This window comes from Citrobacter tructae (genome assembly GCF_004684345.1).
GTDB lineage: Bacteria > Pseudomonadota > Gammaproteobacteria > Enterobacterales > Enterobacteriaceae > Citrobacter > Citrobacter tructae.
This window is the reverse complement of record NZ_CP038469.1, coordinates 2,944,666-2,964,724: the sequence shown is the minus strand read 5'-3', so window position 1 is coordinate 2,964,724 and position 20,059 is coordinate 2,944,666. Positions and strand designations below refer to the sequence as shown.

At 50.1% G+C, this 20,059-nt stretch carries 14 protein-coding genes, 1 tRNA gene and 2 pseudogenes; 5 read left to right on the top strand and 12 right to left on the bottom strand.

The genetic code is table 11. From position 1 onward, the window contains the following. Positions 1–39: 39 nt before the first annotated feature. Entirely contained in the window at positions 40–891 is an 852-nt protein-coding gene (locus E4Z61_RS14930) for a type 1 glutamine amidotransferase domain-containing protein (protein ID WP_135323454.1), read from the bottom strand. Positions 892–1,017: 126 nt separating this feature from the next. On the opposite strand from E4Z61_RS14930, the gene E4Z61_RS14925 reads away from it, so the two are divergent. Then, positions 1,018–1,941: a LysR family transcriptional regulator gene (locus E4Z61_RS14925; RefSeq protein WP_135323453.1), complete on the top strand. Its 924-nt coding sequence runs from the start codon at positions 1,018–1,020 to the stop codon at positions 1,939–1,941. Between the two features lie 120 nt (positions 1,942–2,061). Beyond that, positions 2,062–2,214, top strand: a pseudogene (locus tag E4Z61_RS14920) (transposase); the annotation flags it as partial. A gap of 144 nt (positions 2,215–2,358) precedes the next feature. Here the strand turns inward: E4Z61_RS14920 and E4Z61_RS24295 are convergent. From E4Z61_RS24295 to aspA, 10 genes and pseudogenes are all read right to left on the bottom strand, one after another. Beyond that, positions 2,359–3,168: pseudogene (locus E4Z61_RS24295) on the bottom strand (tyrosine-type recombinase/integrase); the annotation flags it as partial. A gap of 1,295 nt (positions 3,169–4,463) precedes the next feature. Continuing rightward, the gene (locus tag E4Z61_RS14910; RefSeq protein WP_135323452.1) at positions 4,464–4,943 is read right to left on the bottom strand and encodes a hypothetical protein; all 480 of its coding nucleotides are present in this window, start codon (positions 4,941–4,943) and stop codon (positions 4,464–4,466) included. Positions 4,944–4,947: 4 nt separating this feature from the next. Beyond that, a complete protein-coding gene (locus tag E4Z61_RS14905) occupies positions 4,948–6,948 on the bottom strand; it encodes a DUF3289 family protein (RefSeq protein WP_135323451.1) in 2,001 nt (666 codons plus the stop codon). A 15-nt stretch (positions 6,949–6,963) separates the two neighbouring features. Further along, positions 6,964–9,255 carry a type VI secretion system Vgr family protein gene (locus tag E4Z61_RS14900; RefSeq protein ID WP_135323450.1) on the bottom strand — a complete coding sequence of 764 codons (2,292 nt, stop codon included), beginning with the start codon at positions 9,253–9,255 and terminating at the stop codon, positions 6,964–6,966. Between the two features lie 424 nt (positions 9,256–9,679). Beyond that, positions 9,680–9,755 (bottom strand) — tRNA-Phe (locus E4Z61_RS14895). A gap of 234 nt (positions 9,756–9,989) precedes the next feature. Beyond that, a complete protein-coding gene (locus E4Z61_RS14890; RefSeq protein WP_135323449.1) occupies positions 9,990–10,565 on the bottom strand; it encodes a transcriptional regulator in 576 nt (191 codons plus the stop codon). A gap of 35 nt (positions 10,566–10,600) precedes the next feature. Next, entirely contained in the window at positions 10,601–12,310 is a 1,710-nt protein-coding gene (locus E4Z61_RS14885; RefSeq protein ID WP_135323448.1) for a protein-disulfide reductase DsbD, read from the bottom strand. Further along, positions 12,286–12,633 (bottom strand): divalent cation tolerance protein CutA, encoded by a 348-nt coding sequence (gene cutA, locus E4Z61_RS14880; RefSeq protein WP_135323447.1) that lies wholly within the window; start codon positions 12,631–12,633, stop codon positions 12,286–12,288. Before cutA ends, E4Z61_RS14885 begins: the two co-directional genes overlap by 25 nt. A 129-nt stretch (positions 12,634–12,762) precedes the next feature. Then, the gene (gene dcuA, locus E4Z61_RS14875) at positions 12,763–14,064 is read right to left on the bottom strand and encodes an anaerobic C4-dicarboxylate transporter DcuA (RefSeq protein ID WP_135323446.1); all 1,302 of its coding nucleotides are present in this window, start codon (positions 14,062–14,064) and stop codon (positions 12,763–12,765) included. A 114-nt stretch (positions 14,065–14,178) separates the two neighbouring features. Further along, positions 14,179–15,615 carry an aspartate ammonia-lyase gene (gene aspA / locus E4Z61_RS14870; protein ID WP_135323445.1) on the bottom strand — a complete coding sequence of 479 codons (1,437 nt, stop codon included), beginning with the start codon at positions 15,613–15,615 and terminating at the stop codon, positions 14,179–14,181. Positions 15,616–15,952: 337 nt separating this feature from the next. On the opposite strand from aspA, the gene E4Z61_RS14865 reads away from it, so the two are divergent. Beyond that, entirely contained in the window at positions 15,953–16,432 is a 480-nt protein-coding gene (locus E4Z61_RS14865; protein WP_135323444.1) for an FxsA family protein, read from the top strand. Positions 16,433–16,483: 51 nt separating this feature from the next. Here E4Z61_RS14865 and yjeH read toward each other — a convergent pair whose 3' ends face one another. Further along, complete coding sequence (gene yjeH, locus E4Z61_RS14860) at positions 16,484–17,734, bottom strand: L-methionine/branched-chain amino acid transporter (protein ID WP_135323443.1); 1,251 nt, start codon at positions 17,732–17,734, stop codon at positions 16,484–16,486. A 275-nt stretch (positions 17,735–18,009) separates the two neighbouring features. On the opposite strand from yjeH, the gene E4Z61_RS14855 reads away from it, so the two are divergent. Continuing rightward, positions 18,010–18,303, top strand: coding sequence for a co-chaperone GroES (locus tag E4Z61_RS14855; RefSeq protein WP_000027827.1), 294 nt, complete (start codon positions 18,010–18,012; stop codon positions 18,301–18,303). Between the two features lie 43 nt (positions 18,304–18,346). Continuing rightward, a complete protein-coding gene (groL, locus tag E4Z61_RS14850) occupies positions 18,347–19,993 on the top strand; it encodes a chaperonin GroEL (RefSeq protein ID WP_121585364.1) in 1,647 nt (548 codons plus the stop codon). Positions 19,994–20,059 lie beyond the last annotated feature (66 nt).

Genomic DNA, 20,059 nt, shown 5'->3' with positions numbered 1-20,059 from the left:
ATTTTCAAAACTCGTGTCTGGCCTGGTTGTGCCCGACTCTTAGTTTGCACCCGCTTGTTTATTCAGTGCTGCAATGAATGTTTTAGCGAGCGCTTTATCCGAGAACGGGTTTTGTCCGGTGATAAGCTCACGATCCGTCACGACATTCGGTGTCCACGCAGTAGCAAAATTCATTTTTCCTCCCGCCTGAGTCATCGCCTGAGCAGGGTAATAACGCAGCTTTTCTCCGTTCAGGGACTGTTCAAATACTTTTTCCTCGGCGTCTGAGAAAATCGTCATCTTATAGCCGGAATAGATCCAGTTCTTTGCCGCACCTTGTTTGCCATCAATCATACTTTTTTCATATCCCATCGGGTTGTCCTGAGCGGCCAGCAGCGCTATTGGGCCGTGACAAATGGCGGCCGTTGGTTTTGCCGCCGCATGGAAATGGCTCAGAAGTTTGCCGACGTCAGCATTAGTGGACAAGTCAATGAGCGGAGCATGGCCACCAGGAATAAACAGACCTGCATAGTTGCCCGTGCCAGCATTGAGCACATCCCTGACTGATTTGATGTTACTTGTAGCCGTAACCTGTTCAACCACTTTAGCGATCCGCTGCATTTCATCTGGGTTATTACCAAAATACAGTGGATCAATGGAATGAGCATCGGGCTTCGGCTGGTTGCCTCTTGGTGTCACCACAGTCAGCGTGTAACCCGCCTTTAAAAGTTCATCAGCCGGTACACCCAGTTCATTAAGATAGAAACCGGACGAATAGGTTTTCCCGTTTTGTAATGGCAGTTCTGTCTCGCTGGATAAAAGTATCAGAACCTCTGCTTTTGGGGCAGCGAAGACGGTAGCAGAAGCCACCAGTGCAAAAGTGGCAAGTAAGCCCTGGGCTATTTTCTTCATAGTGATATTCCTGATGAATGCGTTGCTAATGAGTCGATACTCGATTTCTGATGCGGGGAATTTACTCATTCTTTATGGTTGAATAAACTGCTCTGATTGAACTTCATTAGTTACCTGAGGTAATAAATGTCTCGCTCATTTGAATCTGTGCAGCTCGGGAGCATTGAACTGTTTTGCAAAGCAGCTGAACAAGGAAGTTTCACCGGTGCGGCAGAAGTGTTGGGTATTACGCCAGCCTCGGTTAGCCGTTCTATCAGTCGGCTCGAATCTAGGCTGGGTGTAAGGCTGTTTAACCGGACGACGCGCAATGTCCGGCTTACCAGTGACGGGCAATTGTATTATCTGCAATGTCAGCAGGCACTTGAGCAGATTGCCGAAGCGGAGCGCATTATCTCGGGGCAACATAGCCAGCCAAAAGGTCTGTTGCGGGTGAGCGTAGGGACGGTATACGGGCATCATCGCCTGGCACCATTGTTACCCGCATTTATGTCGAAATATCCCGAGGTTGAGCTTGAACTCAATATCTCCAACCGAAATATCGACTTTGTTGAAGATGGTTATGATCTTGCGATACGTCTGGGTGAACCCCAGGACTCCCGGGTGGTGGCCCGCAAGCTGGAAGATGCCAGCGTGGGTGTTTTCTGTTCTCCTGCCTATCTGGCAAAACGCGGGCGGCCACAATCACTGGAAGCATTACACAAACATGATTTGATTCAGTTTATTTTACCCAGCACGGGGCGTCCGATGCCGTGGGTTTTCAAAAATGAGCAGTCCGGGAATATTGATTTTAATTTCAGCAGCAGACAACGGGTGCACGAGGATGTCCTTGCCAGTGTGGGCTGGTCGATTGCCGGAGGTGGGCTGTTTCAGATTTATCATTTTGTCGCTAAAGAAGCAGTGGCTCAGGGGCAATTAGTTGAGGTCCTGCAAGACATTGGCGGATGTTCACGTCCTTTTTACGTGCTTTATCCACAAAACTGGCATCTTTCAGCGAGAGTCAGAGCTTTTGTCGATTATCTCGCTTCTGCAGTGCGAGAGAGCACTTGCTGATCGGAACCCCAGAAAGCACAAAACCAGCCCGTAGGCTGGTTTCAGACTGCTGACAAAGTCTTGGTCGAAAGACCGGGACTTTGATCTAATAAGGCCAGTACATCTAATGGACTGACCGTCATGCTCAGAGCCCCCTCCCCACAGCAGTATCAGTTTGAAACCATCACCCTTGATGAACTGGTCCCCGAAGACCACCTGGTGCGTAAAATTGATGCCACCATCGACTTCGAATTTATCCGCGATGCCGTCGCCCATCTCTACTGCCCCGATAATGCGTCTGAAGGCTTTGGTCACATTGCAGACCGGTTTACCCGGAATTTTGCCACCAAACATCCAGATATTGCCGCCGAAGCGAGGCAGTTCATTAATGAGTTTTACTGCCCAGTCATTGAGATGCACTAGCCGTCCTGAGCCGTTCTTGGTCTCCGGTAGCCAAAGTGTTCCCTGTTGCATACTGTAATGCGCCCATTTTGCCAGCCTGAGTTCATCGCGATGCAGGCCGGTCAGCAGCAATAAGCGAACATAAATACCGGCTACACGGCTCTTATCCTCGTTGGCTGCATCAAATATGCGCCTGATTTCCGTTTCCGAGAAATAGCGCTGATGGGCATTATTTTCACGCAGCAGGGGGATGTTGGCTGCCGGGTTAGTCGCCACCATCTCATGACGCAATGACCACCTGAGGAGGGCTTTCAGCAGGGCAATCACCCGGTTATTGGTGGCGGGCTGACAGGTTTCGCACAACGATGACTGAAGACGAGTCACGTGTCGCGGCGTGATTTCATTAAGCAGCAGATTTCCCATGACAGGGGCAATATGGTCACGAAAGCGCTGCTCATCCTTGTTCCTGCTCTTTTTATGCAGTTTCGCCCACTGGAAATAATACTGGCTGAAGGCTTCCTGAAGAGTAGGAATGGCCCGGCATTTGTCCCGCTCATAACGCGGGTCAGTGCCGGTAGCTATCTGGCGTTTCATCTCAGTGGCAATCTTTCGGGCGACAATGACATCAACCTCTGGCCAGTGACCAATGCTGATGGCGCGTTTGCGGCCCTGCCAGAGATAGCGCAGGAGAAACTTCTTTTTACCTTCTCCCTTACCAACCAGACATTTGAGCCCGCTGATTTCGGTATCGCTATACTCGGCTTCCCGGGAAGGGGCATTGGATTCATTAGGTGGCAGGCCATCAATGAGGCGGTGAGTAAACTTAAAACGGCGTGGTGTGGACATGCAGAAGTCTCCTTATGCAGGGGTGATTCAATGCGTGAATGTGGTCAGAAAGTGAGACAGGGAGGGAAGAGTCCCGTGCCTCAGTGCGTTATGCAAACCGTGGCAGAAAAGGCAGCATCGTAATGTTCTGGCATTGAAGGTCATGGATTGTGGGGCAAGGAGAATCGGCATTCTCCGGTCTGTCTCTGGTCCTCCCCGTCGTTTTCCCAGTGAAATCCCTGAAAACGGGAGGTGAAAAAGCATTGCGGCATAACGTTTTGACGGGTATTTCCCCGTTTCCCCGTGAAAATGGTGCAGGCGTGGCACGGAATGAAAGGCAATGGTGTGCTGTTTACTGTTGGGCTTTCAGTAGTGAAGAGGATAAATTTATTGGATGATAAATAACCTATATGAATAATATATAAATGAATCTGTATGTGGTTTCATTTTATCAATAAGCATTGATGTTTGAATAGTGTGATGGTGATTTAATTGTGGGTTGTGATTTTTTATGATTAATTAAATTTCTTTGAGATTGTTTAATCAATAATGAATCTCCACATTTACCAGCATCCATAATGCTAACTATGCCTGGTAAACTATCAAATCTGTTCAGGATGTAATATGAAAAGAATACTCTCTCAGTATGGTCTGTTATTAACAATCAGCTTATGGTGTTTATTCAGGATGGATTTGATCTCATTTTATGAAAGTAGCCAGATGATAGGGTAAAGATAAATGTTGTGTTCAGCGGTAAATGCCAACCCCACCCATTGAAAATCGAACGGGGAAACGGGAGATTTCAGTGAAAGTGTTTGTACATAAGGAATTCGAGGTGATCTGGAGCGGGAAAATGACGGGGGCAATTGCGGGGGAATAACGGGAGAATTTGACTGTTGGAGACAATACGAAGCTTTCTTGAGAAACTGAGACCGTATCAATAGTTAATTATATTTATGAGTGTGTATCTCATCGCACAACCAATTTAAATAAAAACAATATGAAAAGTACTGTGAAATTTATTGCGTTGAAGATTCCCAATATAAGATCCTTTCTTATCATTGCTATGCAACAACATAAAATAAAAAACACTACAGAAACAATGGGCAAAGTTAAAGCATAAATTAGGTAAAGACCATTTTGCATAGGGTCTTTAAGTACATGCCCAGTCACAAAAAACACTGACGCTAAAGAAATGTAAATCTGAGAAAGCATGAAAACAACTCTCAAGAAAGTAATCATAACGGTAAGCTACTCCTGATATCATCTGTGTTAGTTTGGGTTTTTATATGACTGTGATGCTAACAAGTTATCGACTATTGGCCAATGAATCGAATGTAGATAGGTTTTCCGTTAATTTCCCCTACGGTTTCATTACCTAAAATAGAAGCTCTTAGCCCGACATAAAATAAACGATCTTCCCATGAGATGCACCCTCCTAAGGAGTCATTCAAGCAAATTTCATCATCGGCTATCCAAAACTTAACATCTCCACTATGTTTGATATACCCAATATTGTTTTTAACGAAAAGAACATCATCACACTCATCTGTGAAGGGATTCCATTTCTCGATAATTTCCTTGCTATTTTTTTTCCAGAGTTTTTCCAGAGCATAATGGGACAGAGGTGCATCATCTACTAAAATAACAGTTGATTTGCAGTTCTTATCCCAGATTTCACTGTGTTCTGTGTGCTGATAGATTTTATTTATATGGCCTTGGCGGATATAGAATGCATAGAGGATATAAAATGCACCAAAAATAAATATAATAACGATTGTTTTCAAGTATTTCATTTTGTTACCCTTCTATCCAAACACTGAAATTTGATTCATTAATAAAAGGTTTAAAGCTATAGCCTCTATATCGCTGAAGAATGAACCAAGAGCAAAACCAAGGGGAGAGTTCAAATATTTTCCCATTTAAATCAGCAATATCTAACCCGAAATGGTCCTGAATCTGAAATGTTAATCGTGCTTTAAATCTTTTACTGCGGAATCTATCAGTTTCATTTTCTATAATCTCGAAATCATCAAGATATATCTTCGTGGAGTAAGTATCATGGATGGTTATGCCCAAACCATTGAACCAATCCAAATCAGTAAATTTTGGAAGAGTAACTTGCTCCGCAATGTCTGATGTGATTTTATTAATATCATTAGTTTTAAAGGTGTTGTATTCATTGCTATAAAATATATTTATCATTATTTTTTCTATTGTATCGACGCATTTTTTCGTAGTCCCGTGCTCCAGAAATGCCTTGTTCAGCAACTCGTGTTGCATTATCCCACCTTCATTTTTTTTGAATTTCTCAAGCATGATCTGGATAAGGGGGGCATACTCACCACTTGCAGTCCAGAAAGCCATGCTGTCCATGCTGGCGAAGTGCTCATCCACCGTTTTGTTAAAATTAAACAGGTTGATCTTAAACTCCTCACCAAACAGGTTTACCCGGTTCAGCTTCCCCTGCGCCAGTATCTGCTCTTTGGATAAATCACCGTAACGCATATCGTCAGCAGTAAAATCATTCATCTTATTTTTTGTACTATAGATGAGTCGACGCTCTGCTTTTTGGAGCTGGATCATCAGACCACGCGGGTCAAAATGCCAGACCAGACCCATTAGCTCTTTCTGGGTGTCCACGGGGAGTTTATCGAAGAACGACAGAGCCCGGGCATGCTCCTTTAGTTCTGCGTAACTCTCATCGTTCATCGGCTCAGGCAGCGACGCATTCGGTGCCCTCAGCCAGGAAAAGCGGGTGTCAAACGAGGCAAAATCCCATTCCAGCGAAAACTGACAGATAAAGCGGGTAAAATCAGTATTCTGCTTTTCCTGCGCTTTCTTTACTGTCGCCGAATTGCACTGACCATCTGGCGTGGTGTCGTCATCAACAAGAGTCCAGCCCGCCCAGTCGGGGAAATCGGCATCCGTCCAGGTATTCACCGCCGGAGACGAAACATCTACCCATCCTTCACCACCGGGGTAGGCCATACGTACCCACTCACTGTAGGTTTTATGCCCGCTGACTGTCGGTGTGGGTTCGCAGATATAGTCCACGGCGATGGCTGTTTCCCCGACGGGCTGGTAATCATCACCGACCTTATGCAGCGTCCGGGTTTTCGCACCTTCATGGATAACATAGAGCGCTTCGGCGGTAACGCAGCAAGGGAATTTTGACAGCCCGTAAGGCGTGCTCCCCTGATAAATGGCGGTCCCTTCCGGAAGAAGGAAATAGCGATGGCCATAAACAGGTTTCGTTCTGCCCGGCGCGCTGACATCCAGACTCCCGTGGTCGCGACCGCACAGCATCTTCAGCATATCGGAAGAGCAGCACAGCTGAAAATGGTACGCGTTTTGCCCGCTGACCATACCGGTGGTGCCAATGACCTGGCCCCGTCTGACGATAACACCCGGTTTATCCTGAATTTCAGGGCGTACCTGTTTCATGTGCATGGTCAGCGAGTAAAACACGCACGCCACAGGGTCTTCACCCGTGAGGATTTCATGACGAATAAGCACACAGCCATTATCCGTTGCGCCATCGTAGTTCAGCGGTTTTGTATCACGTTTCTCCGTGGGCGTAGGGTAATTTGCATAAACCACCACACCATCAGCAACGGCTCTCAGCGGATTGGCTAACGCGCCGGTATCGGTATGGGGGATATGAATGCCACCGTGCCATGACTCAACCGCGTTTACCGGAAAACCACGACGCGGGTCGACAGGCATCGTCCGCATGACCCAGGCGGCATACTCTTCATTATTCTGGCGGGGAAACAGGATGGGCGGTGAAATGTGCATCTGTGCATTCCTTGCTTATGAAAATGAAAACGCGTTCAGAACCGGTGGCAAGTCTGCCACTTTGTTGTGAGAGGGTAAATCCACGGGCACCGTTGCGGTTCCTGTTACCACAGACCGCTTAATCTTTCGCGTATAGGTCGAGCTCGTCCCGTACTCAATCTTCCCGTCATGGAGGATGAGGTAGCTCCCACCACCAATCAGCGTCACTTTTTTCTTGCCCGCGAATAGCATGTCGCCCATCGCTATCAGGCTCAGTTTCTGCTCGGCGCTCAGGTGCATTTCCCCGTTCTGCGCCTGTATCTGCACCGGACCTTCGCTGGCGTTCAGGCTCAGCGAACCTGTTCTGGCAAACAACCCGACGCTTTCCCCAGCCAGTATCGCGGTGTTGCCCATCGATCCGCTGCTGAAATCGCTGCCTACATTGAAGGCCACGTTCTGCGCGGCGCTCATCTGCATGTGTTCGCCGCTGGTGAAGGCCACGCCTTCCGGGCCGTGCAAGTGAATCATCTCGTTCAGTGGTTTCAGGCGTTTGTCGAACATGGCTATCTGACTGGCGATATCGGCTTCCAGCGCCTGAGCCTGTTCCGCAGCAGCAGCCAGTGCCTGCAACTGATTCTGGCAGATTTCAATTTCACGCAACGCCGTATCCATATCCAGGACGTCACCCGCCGCTTTAGACTGCCCCTCGGCGGTGATGAACAGCCCTTTCGCCACCCGGATCACCCCGTGTTCATCGGTGCGCAGCTCAAAACCGGAACCGCGCGGTTTACCTTGGCCGTCAGTGATATGGCCCTGATTTAACTGCGAAGCGCCATAAGGCGTGGTCAGTGCAATGTGCTCCTCACCGCGCAGGTCTTCCATCCGTAGTTCATTCCCACCAGCCGTGCGCAGAATGTTCTGGCTGCGGTTATCGCGGGTCACAATATCGGCATGTTCAGAGTCGTGCATGGCATGGGAAATGTAGGGCAGGTCAATGTCACCGTTGCTGAATGCAATGGCGACTTCAGTCCCGTCTGTGAGCGGCGTATGCCAGCCATAATTCGGACCACTATAGGGTTTAGCCATTCTCAGCCACAGATAGCCGTAGCCCTGTTCACTGTCGTTGCGGTCAAAATCCAGCTTCACCCGGTAACGTCCGTGCTCATCGAGATGGGCATATATATCGTGTTTCTCACGGCTCTCGATGCGGGCGGGAAGTGTCCCATTGATCTCAGGGCGCTCAGGACAGACAGGGCGGAAACAGTAGCGTTCTGTATAAGGCTGCCCCCACACCGAGACGTGCAGACGGGAATCACGCGAGCCAATAAACGTCACCAGAGTCGTTAGCATCCCTTCTTTCAGCGCGGTAATAATTTCGCCCTGTGGATCCAGCACCTGCCCGGGCATCAGATGGGGGGCATTGCTGAAGAGATGCAGGCGAGATGAGCTGTTCAGTTCTCTTTCATGATGAATTCGCGCACAGAATGCGCCGCTCTCTGTGGCGGGCTCCGGGTCAGTATCATCCCCGTCCTTCAGGTAGGTTTCACCGTAGCGGTAATGTTCCCCCGTTGTCAGCGCATCACTGCGAACAGAGACTCTGGCATGCATCGGTGTGGTGGCGGTACGGTAGTTGTAGGTATTTGCATGTACCCCACCCGGCACCACGTTGTGCCTGGTACGCACACTCCAGACACATTCTTCCGCAGACAGGCCCGATGGCTCCCGATAGGGCAGTCTGACATCAAATACATACTGAAGCTGGGTATCGCCAAAAATCACTACGTCCAGTTCTGTCGCGTCGTTCATTTCAAAGCGGAACCAGATGCCAACTTCTGCCAGCAGTCGCTGGATAAATTCGAGGTCAGTTTCATGCCACTGGGTAATGACTTCACGGCATGGGTATTCAAGGGAGAGGCGGAATTCAAAATCCGGTCCCTCCAGTCCGTGAGCCCGCAACACCTGTTCCACTACTTCGGGTACAGACTGATTCTGGAACACAGCACAACGGCGGGAGCGGGAGAGCAGGGCGAGACGGGATTCAAGGGTTATGGCGTAATGAGACTGGTCGGCACTGGTGGAGAGCCATTCGAAGGCGGTAATCATACCGTGAATGGCTTTATGCCCGTTCATATCGAAACTGGCATATTTCATCAGAACATCTTCACCCTGAACGGTCTGCGGTGTGGTGAACTCGATGCGCCATGAGAAAGGCTGGCTCAGGGCTTCCCGGCCTCTGAATCTCAGCACATCGGGGATAACCGTGCTGGCATTGATCTCCAGCCTGTAGAGTGATAACGATTTATTCAGGGGGATTGCAGTTAAATCCATTAACGGGACACCTTCCAGGGTGGAGTGCAGGGCACAGCCAGTTAACACACGTAATAAATAGGGGTTATTGTCTAATGTATGAGCAGCTCAGACAATGAATTTTTGATTAACACACTGTGAATCAGAATTTTGACGCAACAGGGGGAGTTTCAGCCTTGTGAGATAGCGGAGGGACCGGACAAAGACCGGATACTGCCCTGGGGTGATGAATCTACCGGGGAGATATACATGACGGGAATAATGGGCACCGTCAGTTTGCGGCCTGTAAAAGGATGGTGGCGAGACCAGATTGGCAGGAAATCATCAAAGGGCAATGCTGAGACTGGATGGAAGAGTTGGGTTGTGGCGTCTGGGTTCAGCTCGACCAGAAATCTACCGGTACCTTGAAAAGCAAAAACCCGCCATAGGCGGGTTCTTTAAATAGTGGTGCCCGGACTCGGAATCGAACCAAGGACACGGGGATTTTCAATCCCCTGCTCTACCGACTGAGCTATCCGGGCAACGGGGCGCATTAAACCGTATTCACGCCTGACAGTCAATAAAATTTCAGGAAAAGTCGTCCAACCGCTTAATATTACGGCAATCGGTGCGTTTATGACTGAGGTTTGCACAAATCTTCCAGACTGGTGCGATTTAAACAGGCGATGCTGGCAGCGAGCGGGTCGTTTTACATCGCACCTTTTATCTTGATGCACGGTGACTGACTCACTCGCTACATGACCTGATATGTTTGCTTAGGTCAGCGCGCCGCCCTGACGACATTGGGCGAAGCGCAGGATATCTTCTGCCAGGCGGTGTGCCGTTTCTACGTCGGCTTGGCTACGATTGACCAGCATTCGGCTCAGGCAGCCTTCAAGCACCAGTTCCATCTGCCTGGCGACCATCGCCGGGTCGTCAACTTCCAGCGTGGTCAGCAGTTCATGGGTAAAATGATGTGCCGCCTTTTTTTGCTGATCGGCTAACTGATGGATCGGATGCCCGGGATCGGGGTAGAACGTACAGGCGGCAATGAACAGGCAGCCGGGATAGCGGTTGTTGTTCACACAATCGGCCAGGGCGTTATAGCGAGCCAGTAACTTCTGCTCAGCGCTCAAGGTATCATCCAGCAAAAGCTGACGCCGCCAGATATCCACCCGCTGGCTGAGGTAACGCAGAGCATCGTATAGAATAGCCTCTTTATCGGGCCAGAAGCGCTGCAGTTCATCAAGCGGATAATCAATGTGATTGGCCACCATTTCGAGCGTGGTATTGGCTATCCCTTGAACTTCTAGTAGTTTCAGGGCTTCTCCCAGGACATCTTCACGTTGCACGGTACTCTCCTCCGTTTTCCTTTTGCAAGTGTCGCTCACGGTTGGCGATCGTGCAAATGTGCGCTAAAGGTTGCGGCATCCATAAAGCCTGTGACCCGCGCATTTGGCTGTTCTTTACCCTGGGCATCAAAGAACAAGATCGTTGGCAGTCCTAAAACCTGTAGATGCTTCAACAGTGCGACATCCTGGGCGCTATTTGCCGTGACGTCCGCCTGCAATAATACCGTGTTGCCTAATGCTCGTTGAACCAGTGGATCGCTGAAGGTGTATTTCTCAAACTCTTTGCAGGCTACGCACCAGTCGGCGTACAGATCCAGCATTACCGGTTTGCCTTTTGCCTCCGTCAGCGCCTGATTTAACTCATCAACCGTTGCGATAGGTTTGAAATTCAGGTGCGCCTGCGTTTGAGCATGCGGCGCGCCGAATGCCCAATCCTGCAATGGACGTACGCTCACCAGTGCGGCGACTAGCAGGGCAATTTGCATAATGCGCATCCATGGGCGCTTTGCTTGCAGGCTCGTAATGAATGCCCAGCCAAAAAACGCGACGCCGAGTAGTGACCACAAGCGGATCCCCCATTCGTCGCCGATAATACGCTCCAGTAAAAATACGGGGAGCGCCAGGATGACAAAACCAAAGGCGGTTTTGACATGTTCCATCCACGGGCCGCTTTTCGGCAGCAGACGATTACCAAAGACGGTAATGAGCATCAGAGGTAATCCCATTCCCAGCGCGTACAGATACAGCGTACCGCCGCCCAGCCACATGTCTCCGCTCTGAGTGATATACAGCAAAATTGCGCTCAGTGGGGCGGTGGTGCAAGGCGAACAGATCAGACCGGCAATTGCCCCCATTACAAACACGCTGCCGGGAGAGCCGCCTTGCTGGCGGTTACTCATTAGTGTGAGGCGCGTTTGTAGTGAAGAGGGCAGTTGTAGCGTGAACAGGCCAAACATCGACAGGGCCAGCAGCGTAAAGACGATTGCAAGGCCTGCCAGCACATAAGGATGCTGCAGCGCCGCCTGGAACTGCAATCCGGCTGCGGCAACGACCAGACCTAGTGCGGTGTAGGTGAGCGCCATTCCCTGGACATAGATAAAGGTCAGCAGCAATGCTCGCCCGGTTGATAAGCGTTGTTTTCCACCCAGCACGATACCGGAAATCAGCGGGTACATCGGCAGTACGCAAGGTGTAAAGGCGATGCCAATCCCGATCAGTAATGCCCACAGCGCGGAAAAGGGGAGTTGGGCTGTGGGTTGTGGTTTCTCTTGCGGTGCGACAGTGGCAGGGGTTGGCGCAGGTGTTGCCCTGGTATCGGCAGACACTTCACTTAACGGCACGGTTTTTGTTTCTGGCGGATAGCAGAACCCAGCGTCGGCACAACCCTGATAGGTGACCGTTAGCGTAGCTCCCGCGGCAGCTTGCTTGACCGTGATGGGGATGTTCAACTGCTTACGATAAATTTCGCTCTTGCCGTAAAACTCATCTTCATGCCAGACCCCTGGCGGCAGTTTTACCTCGGCAGTCTCGGCTTGAGACGGGGTTATGCTTATCTGTTTACGATAAAGATAGTAGCCGTCTTTTACCTGCCAGGAGAGGTTTAGGTCGTGTTGGTTTTGCTGAAAATCAAACACAAATGCCTGGTCGACAGGGACAAACTGTGAGCGGCCAGGCGCGTCAAATAAGCCAGCAAAAGTCGATGTGCTGCAGAGCAGCAGGATCAGCGTAAGGATGCGTTGAGCCATGAGCGGTAATTACAATCTCCGTGGGTGACGGGTAAAACCAGAAGTTCAGGTGTTTGGTACGGGTGATGTGACTTCAGGCAATCGAGAAGCGCTTGCTGGTGCGTGACGGAGGTTTTTAAAATCATCTGCACTTCATATTCTTGTTCCAGCTTACCTTCCCAATAATAAAGGGAGGTCGCACCGGGTAGCAGTGTGACGCAGGCGGCCAGTTTTTCTGCCAGTACTTTAGCTGCAAGATCCTGGGCGGTTGCTTCATCCGGAGCGGTACAGAGTACCACTACGGTATCGGGGATGGGGATATCCTGACTCTTTACATCAAGCATAAACACCTCGAAAGAACAGAGTAACCAGCAAGAGAGGGGTCACTATACAACGGACGAGGGAAGGATGTTAGTCAAAGCGAGGCGGGAGGAAGGAACTGCAGGGCGCATAAAGCACCCTGCAGGTAAAACTTACAGCATGAAGCTGCCCAGCAAGAAGCCGAAGCAGACAGCCAGTACCACACCCAGCGTACCCGGGATGAAGAACGGATGGTTAAAGACGAATTTACCGATGCGGGTTGTACCAGTGTCATCCATCTGAACCGCCGCAACCAGCGTTGGGTAAGTTGGCAGAATGAACAGACCAGAAACGGCAGCAAAAGACGCAACAGCAGTCAGCGGAGAAACGTTCAGTGCCAGAGCCATCGGCATCAGTGCTTTCGCGGTTGCTGCCTGAGAGTACAGCAGAGCAGAAGCAAAGAAGAAGATGACAGCCAGCAACCACGGATGACCCTGAATGACACTACCTGCAGTATCTTTGATCCAGTCAATGTTGTGAGAGACGAAAGTATCACCCAGCCATGCAACGCCCAGGATACAAATACAGGCGCTCATACCGGCTTTGAAGGTGCTGGAGTTCAGGATGGAGTCTGTTTCAACGCGGCAGATGATCGTGGTCAGCGTCGCGATGCTCAGCATGATGATCAAGATAGCGTTGGTGGTGTTCATCAGCGGTTTAGCGACCAGGCCGAGACTTGGGCTGTTGATGATGGCATAAGCCACCACGCAAACCACGCCCAGCAGGAACAGCCATACAGAGGTTTTTGCGCCTGCTTTGATTTCAACTTGTCTTTCACCGCGCAGTTCGACCAGGCCTTCTTCCAGACGTTTACGGTAAACCGGATCGTCAGACAGCTTGGAGTTGAACAGCATAGTGACCAGGAAGGACATCACCAGTACCGCCAGCAGAGTGGACGGGATGACCACGGACAGCAGGTGGATGTAGCTGATGCCATGACCTTCCATGACGGAAGACATGTAAACCACTGCTGCGGAGATAGGCGATGCAGTAATCGCAATCTGTGCAGAAACCACCGCAGTAGACAGAGGACGGCAAGGTTTGATCCCTTGTTCCTTCGCAACTTCAGCGATAACCGGCAGCGTTGCCAGAGAGATGTTGCCTGTACCTGCAAAGATAGTCAGGAAATAGGTCACGATTGGTGCAAGGATCGTGATGTATTTCGGGTTCTTACGCAGCAGTTTTTCAGTTTGGTGAACCAGGTAGTCCAGACCACCTGCAATCTGCATGGCAGAGATAGCAGCGATAACTGCCATGATAATGGAAATAACATCGAACGGAATATTACCTGGTTTCACGCCAATAGCGGCGAGAACCAGAACACCCAGCCCACCTGCAAATCCAATACCGATACCCCCAAGTCTGGCACCTAAAAAGATTGCCAGCAAAACGATGATAAGTTCTAAAACTATCATATTAGCCTTCCTTGTTGTTTAACAAGTTGATATTAAATTGTTGTTTTTAAGTAACTTGGTGCAAGAAAAAAGGCACGTCATCTGACGTGCCTTCTCTGGTACTACCCTACACGATTACTGTTCGCTTTCATCAGTATAACGTTTTGCTTTATAAGCCGGGTGCATCAGGTTCTGAGCAGAGAAGATATCGTCCAGTTCTGCTTCGGTCAACAGACCGCGTTCGAGGACAACTTCACGGACGCTCTTACCGGTTTCGGCACAGATTTTACCGACGATATCGCCGTTGTGGTGACCGATGAACGGGTTCAGGTAAGTTACGATACCGATGGAGTTATAAACGAATGCTTCACACACTTCTTTGTTAGCGGTGATACCGTTAACGCATTTCTCCAGCAGGTTGTAGCAAGCATTGCTCAGAATATGGATGGATTCGAACATTGCCTGGCCGATTACCGGCTCCATTACGTTCAACTGCAGCTGACCTGCTTCTGACGCCATGGTGACGGTGATGTCGTTACCGATGACTTTAAAGCACACCTGGTTGACGACTTCCGGGATTACTGGGTTTACTTTTGCTGGCATGATAGAAGAACCCGCCTGCAGTTCCGGCAGGTTGATCTCGTTCAGACCGGCACGTGGGCCAGAGGAGAGCAAACGCAGGTCGTTACAGATTTTGGACATCTTCACAGCCAGACGTTTCAGTGCACTGTGCACCATAACGTATGCGCCGCAGTCGGAGGTCGCTTCAATCAGGTCTTCAGCAGGAACACAGGCAAAACCAGTTACTTCAGCCAGTTTCTGTACTGCCAGCGGAGAGTACTCTTTCGGGGTGTTCAGACCTGTACCGATTGCGGTTGCGCCAAGGTTTACTTCCAGCAGCAGCTCAGCAGTACGGCCAATGTTTTTCACTTCTTCTTTCAACAGAACGCTGAAAGCACGGAATTCCTGACCGAGGGTCATCGGTACAGCATCCTGCAGCTGGGTACGACCCATTTTCAGGATGTCCTGGAATTCAACGGCTTTTTGTTCGAAGCCTTCACGCAGCTGGTTCAGGGCATCAATCAGTTTGATGATGGATGCGTAAACAGCGATACGGAAGCCGGTCGGGTAAGCGTCGTTGGTGGACTGACATTTGTTCACGTGGTCGTTCGGGTTCAGGTACTGATATTCACCTTTCTGGTGACCCATCAGTTCCAGACCGATATTGGCCAGCACTTCGTTGGTGTTCATGTTGACGGAGGTACCCGCACCACCCTGGTAAACATCTACCGGGAACTGATCCATGCATTTTCCGTTATTCAGGACTTCATCACACGCTGCGATGATGGCATTTGCCACGCTCTTAGGAATGGTTTGCAGCTCTTTGTTGGCCAGGGCCGCTGCCTTTTTCACCATTACCATACCGCGAACAAATTCAGGGATATCACTGATTTTGTTGTTGCTAATGTAGAAGTTTTCAATCGCTCTCAGAGTATGAACACCATAGTAGGCGTCCGCTGGAACTTCCCTGGTACCCAACAAGTCTTCTTCGATACGAATGTTGTTTAACATGTGAACCTTCTTTTTCAAGCTGCCAATGATTTTTACTAAACACACAGGATATATGTGATTTCGATTGTTTCTCGACCGACGATTATCCCCTGCATCGGTCTGATACTCGAGATCATATGCTGGTTCAGGATTTCTACCGTAATCTGGATCACTTAAAACGTGGAATTTACTCCTTATTTATTATTTTGTGAAATAGATCACCCCTTTAGTATTAACACCAAAGATAAGTGTACAAGTAGCTTGAAATTTTGCTAACCACCACCACATCTTTCCGATGCGAGAAGCATAATTTTTCGACAGACGTTACGAAAACGGCTGTTATTAACAGGAGAACCCTTTGCGCTGGATACCATTACTTGCCATTTTTCTCTATGTTTACATAGAGATATCTATTTTTATCCAGGTTGCCCATGTGATGGGTGTCCTGATGACCCTGATTTTGGTTATTTTTACCTCAGTTATCGGTATGTCTCTGGTTCGTAACCAGGGTTTTAAGAACTTTTTATTGATGCAACAAAAGATGGCGGCAGGTGAAAGTCCGGCTGCAGAAATGATCAAGAGCGTGTCGCTGATTATTGCTGGTTTGCTGCTGGTGCTGCCGGGCTTCTTCACCGACTTCCTTGGCCTTCTTCTTTTATTACCTCCGGTGCAGAAGCATCTGACGATGAAGTTGCTGCCGCACCTGCGCTTTTCGCGCATGTCGGGAGGCGGCTTTAGTGCCGGAACCGGTGGGGGGGATACCTTTGACGGTGAGTTTCAGCGTAAAGACGACGATCGCAACCGTCTTGATCATAAAGATGACGATCGCCGGGATTAAATTGCGCCGCCGGGCATGTAAGCCAGATCGCGACGAAACGTCTTGTCTGGCTTACATTTGGTGGGTAGCTATTTTTCGTTTGGGTAAAAAAAGCCACAATCCAGCCAACATCGTCAGTGCGTACAGACTCTTCCAGCCGACCATGGCCAACAACAGCAGACACAGCAGGCAGCCAATCACCGCCAGCGTGCGATAATGCCCTTTCAGAAGTCGACATCCTGCCAGCATGCACAGCAGATAAATCATGATAAAGATGCCATTGGCATAGATGATTAATGCGTCGAGGTTGATTTGCAGTATATAGATGCACAATGTGCTGACCACGCAGCAACCTAATACTGCGTTCAACGCATTGCGTGGAAGATGGCGAGGGGACAGGCGAGCCAGATAACTCTCCGGTTTATATTGCGCTTGCGACCACACCAGGCGGGAAAAACTCTGAATATAAATGTTCAGACTGGCAAAGCAGGCCAGATAGCCAATCACGCAGGCGACCCACAGCGCTTGTACGCCAAACAACTGAACGACGATTTCGGGCAGTGACGCCGCCGCCGCCATCTGTTCGCCATAGGCACCAAAATGTAGTACCACGACTGTACACGCCCAGTAGACTGAGCCAGCCAGCAGCAGGCCAATCATCAGTGCGCGCGGGAAGTCTCGCTCTGGGTTTTTGAACTCTGAGGCCAGGTGGGCGAATGCTTCAAGGCCGACAAAACACCAGAACATCACCGACAGCGCCGCGAACAACCCTGGCAGCTCAATATCGGTCACGGAAGGGAAGGGGATTTCACCGGGTTTCAGATTGCCTGCCCACCAGATGGCGACAATGAGGGCTACAATCAGTCCGGCTATTGCTGTTTGCAGGTTAGCGCTGGAACTGGCGCCACGGGAGCCAACGTACCAAACCAACGCCAGCGTACCGAGTTCTGCCAGCAAAAGCTGCCAGCCATGCCAGCCAAACATTGCCTGACCGAATCCGGCGGCAATATGTAATGCCGCAGGCAGTCCGACGGGAATCACTGATAAAAACAGCCAGCCGGTAACGCGCTCCAGGCGGGGACCAAAGGCCATGCCGACAAAATGAGCCACGCCACCTGCGCTGGGGAAATGGCGACCAAGCACGGCAAAAACAATCGCCACGGGAAAGACTAAAACGATGAGGACCGGCCACGCCCACAGGCTATTATTACCTGCTACCAGTGCAGCCAGCGCGGGGACGGCAAAAACACCCGTTCCTAACAGTGATGTCGACAACAGGCCAATGCCCTGAGCCAGTCCCAGCTCTTGCTTCAGTCCACTCATAAGTTGTTATCCGGTTACGCCCGTTAATCGGGTTACAGCGCAGATTTTTGATGGTATCACAATCGGATTTGCTTATGACGACGTGGCTGAAATCGTTATGAAATGTGAGGTGTGTCGGTGTTTTGACGGGATTTTCTCCTGATAAATTTTTTTTTTCGCTTGCCCCCTTGAAGGAGTAAAACCTCATCCCCATTTCTCTGGTCACTAGCCGGGAAACCGTTCACGGGCCGGCGCCACCCATAACTGATAAAGACTTTCTCAAAGGAGAGCTATCAATGAGTATTCGTCCGTTACATGATCGTGTGATCGTCAAACGTAAAGAAGTTGAATCCAAATCTGCTGGCGGCATCGTACTGACCGGTTCTGCAGCGGGTAAATCAACTCGTGGCGAAATCATCGCTGTCGGTAAGGGCCGCATCCTGGACAACGGTACCGTACAGCCGCTGGACGTGAAAGTTGGCGACATCGTCATTTTCAACGATGGCTACGGTGTTAAATCTGAGAAGATCGACAATGAAGAAGTGTTGATCATGTCTGAAAGCGACATCCTGGCGATTGTTGAAGCTTAATCCGCGAACGACACTGAACATACGAATTTAAGGGAAAGAGAAAATGGCAGCTAAAGACGTAAAATTCGGTAACGACGCTCGTGTGAAAATGCTGCGCGGCGTGAACGTACTGGCAGATGCAGTGAAAGTTACCCTCGGTCCAAAAGGCCGTAACGTGGTTCTGGATAAATCTTTCGGTGCACCGACCATCACTAAAGATGGTGTTTCCGTAGCACGTGAAATCGAGCTGGAAGACAAGTTCGAAAACATGGGCGCACAGATGGTAAAAGAAGTTGCCTCTAAAGCGAACGACGCTGCAGGTGACGGTACTACCACTGCAACCGTACTGGCTCAGTCCATCATCACTGAAGGTCTGAAAGCCGTTGCTGCGGGTATGAACCCGATGGATCTGAAACGTGGTATCGACAAAGCTGTCGCTGCTGCGGTTGAAGAACTGAAAACACTGTCCGTACCGTGCTCCGACTCTAAAGCGATTGCTCAGGTTGGTACCATCTCCGCTAACTCCGACGAAACCGTAGGTAAACTGATCGCTGAAGCGATGGACAAAGTCGGTAAAGAAGGCGTGATCACCGTTGAAGACGGTACCGGTCTGCAGGACGAACTGGACGTGGTTGAAGGTATGCAGTTTGACCGTGGCTACCTGTCTCCTTACTTCATCAACAAGCCGGAAACAGGCGCAGTAGAACTGGAAACTCCGTTTATCCTGCTGGCTGATAAGAAAATCTCCAACATCCGTGAAATGCTGCCGGTTCTGGAAGCCGTTGCGAAAGCAGGCAAACCGCTGCTGATCATCGCTGAAGATGTTGAAGGTGAAGCACTGGCTACCCTGGTTGTTAACACCATGCGTGGCATTGTGAAAGTGGCTGCGGTTAAAGCACCTGGCTTCGGCGACCGCCGTAAAGCTATGCTGCAGGATATCGCGACGCTGACTGGCGGTACCGTTATCTCTGAAGAGATCGGTATGGAGCTGGAAAAAGCGACCCTGGAAGATCTGGGTCAGGCAAAACGCGTTGTGATCAACAAAGATACCACCACCATCATCGATGGCGTGGGTGAAGAAGCGGCAATCCAGGGCCGTGTAACTCAGATTCGTCAGCAGATCGAAGAAGCAACTTCCGACTACGACCGTGAAAAACTGCAGGAGCGCGTAGCGAAACTGGCAGGCGGCGTTGCAGTTATCAAAGTGGGTGCTGCTACCGAAGTTGAAATGAAAGAGAAGAAAGCACGCGTTGAAGATGCCCTGCACGCGACCCGTGCTGCGGTAGAAGAAGGCGTGGTTGCTGGTGGTGGTGTTGCGCTGATCCGTGTAGCTTCCAAACTGAGTGAACTGCGTGGCCAGAACGAAGACCAGAACGTGGGTATCAAAGTTGCGCTGCGCGCAATGGAATCCCCGCTGCGTCAGATCGTTCTGAACTGTGGCGAAGAGCCGTCTGTTGTGGCTAACACCGTGAAAGCGGGTGACGGTAACTACGGTTACAACGCAGCAACTGAAGAATACGGTAACATGATCGACATGGGTATTCTGGATCCGACCAAAGTAACCCGTTCTGCGCTGCAGTACGCGGCTTCTGTTGCGGGTCTGATGATCACCACCGAGTGCATGGTAACTGACCTGCCAAAAGGTGATTCCCCTGATTTAGGTGGCGCTGGCGGTATGGGCGGCATGGGTGGAATGGGCGGCATGATGTAATTTAATCTTCATACTTCAAGCCGCAGGTTCGTTGGCTGCGTTCGTTCACCCCAGTCACTTACTTAT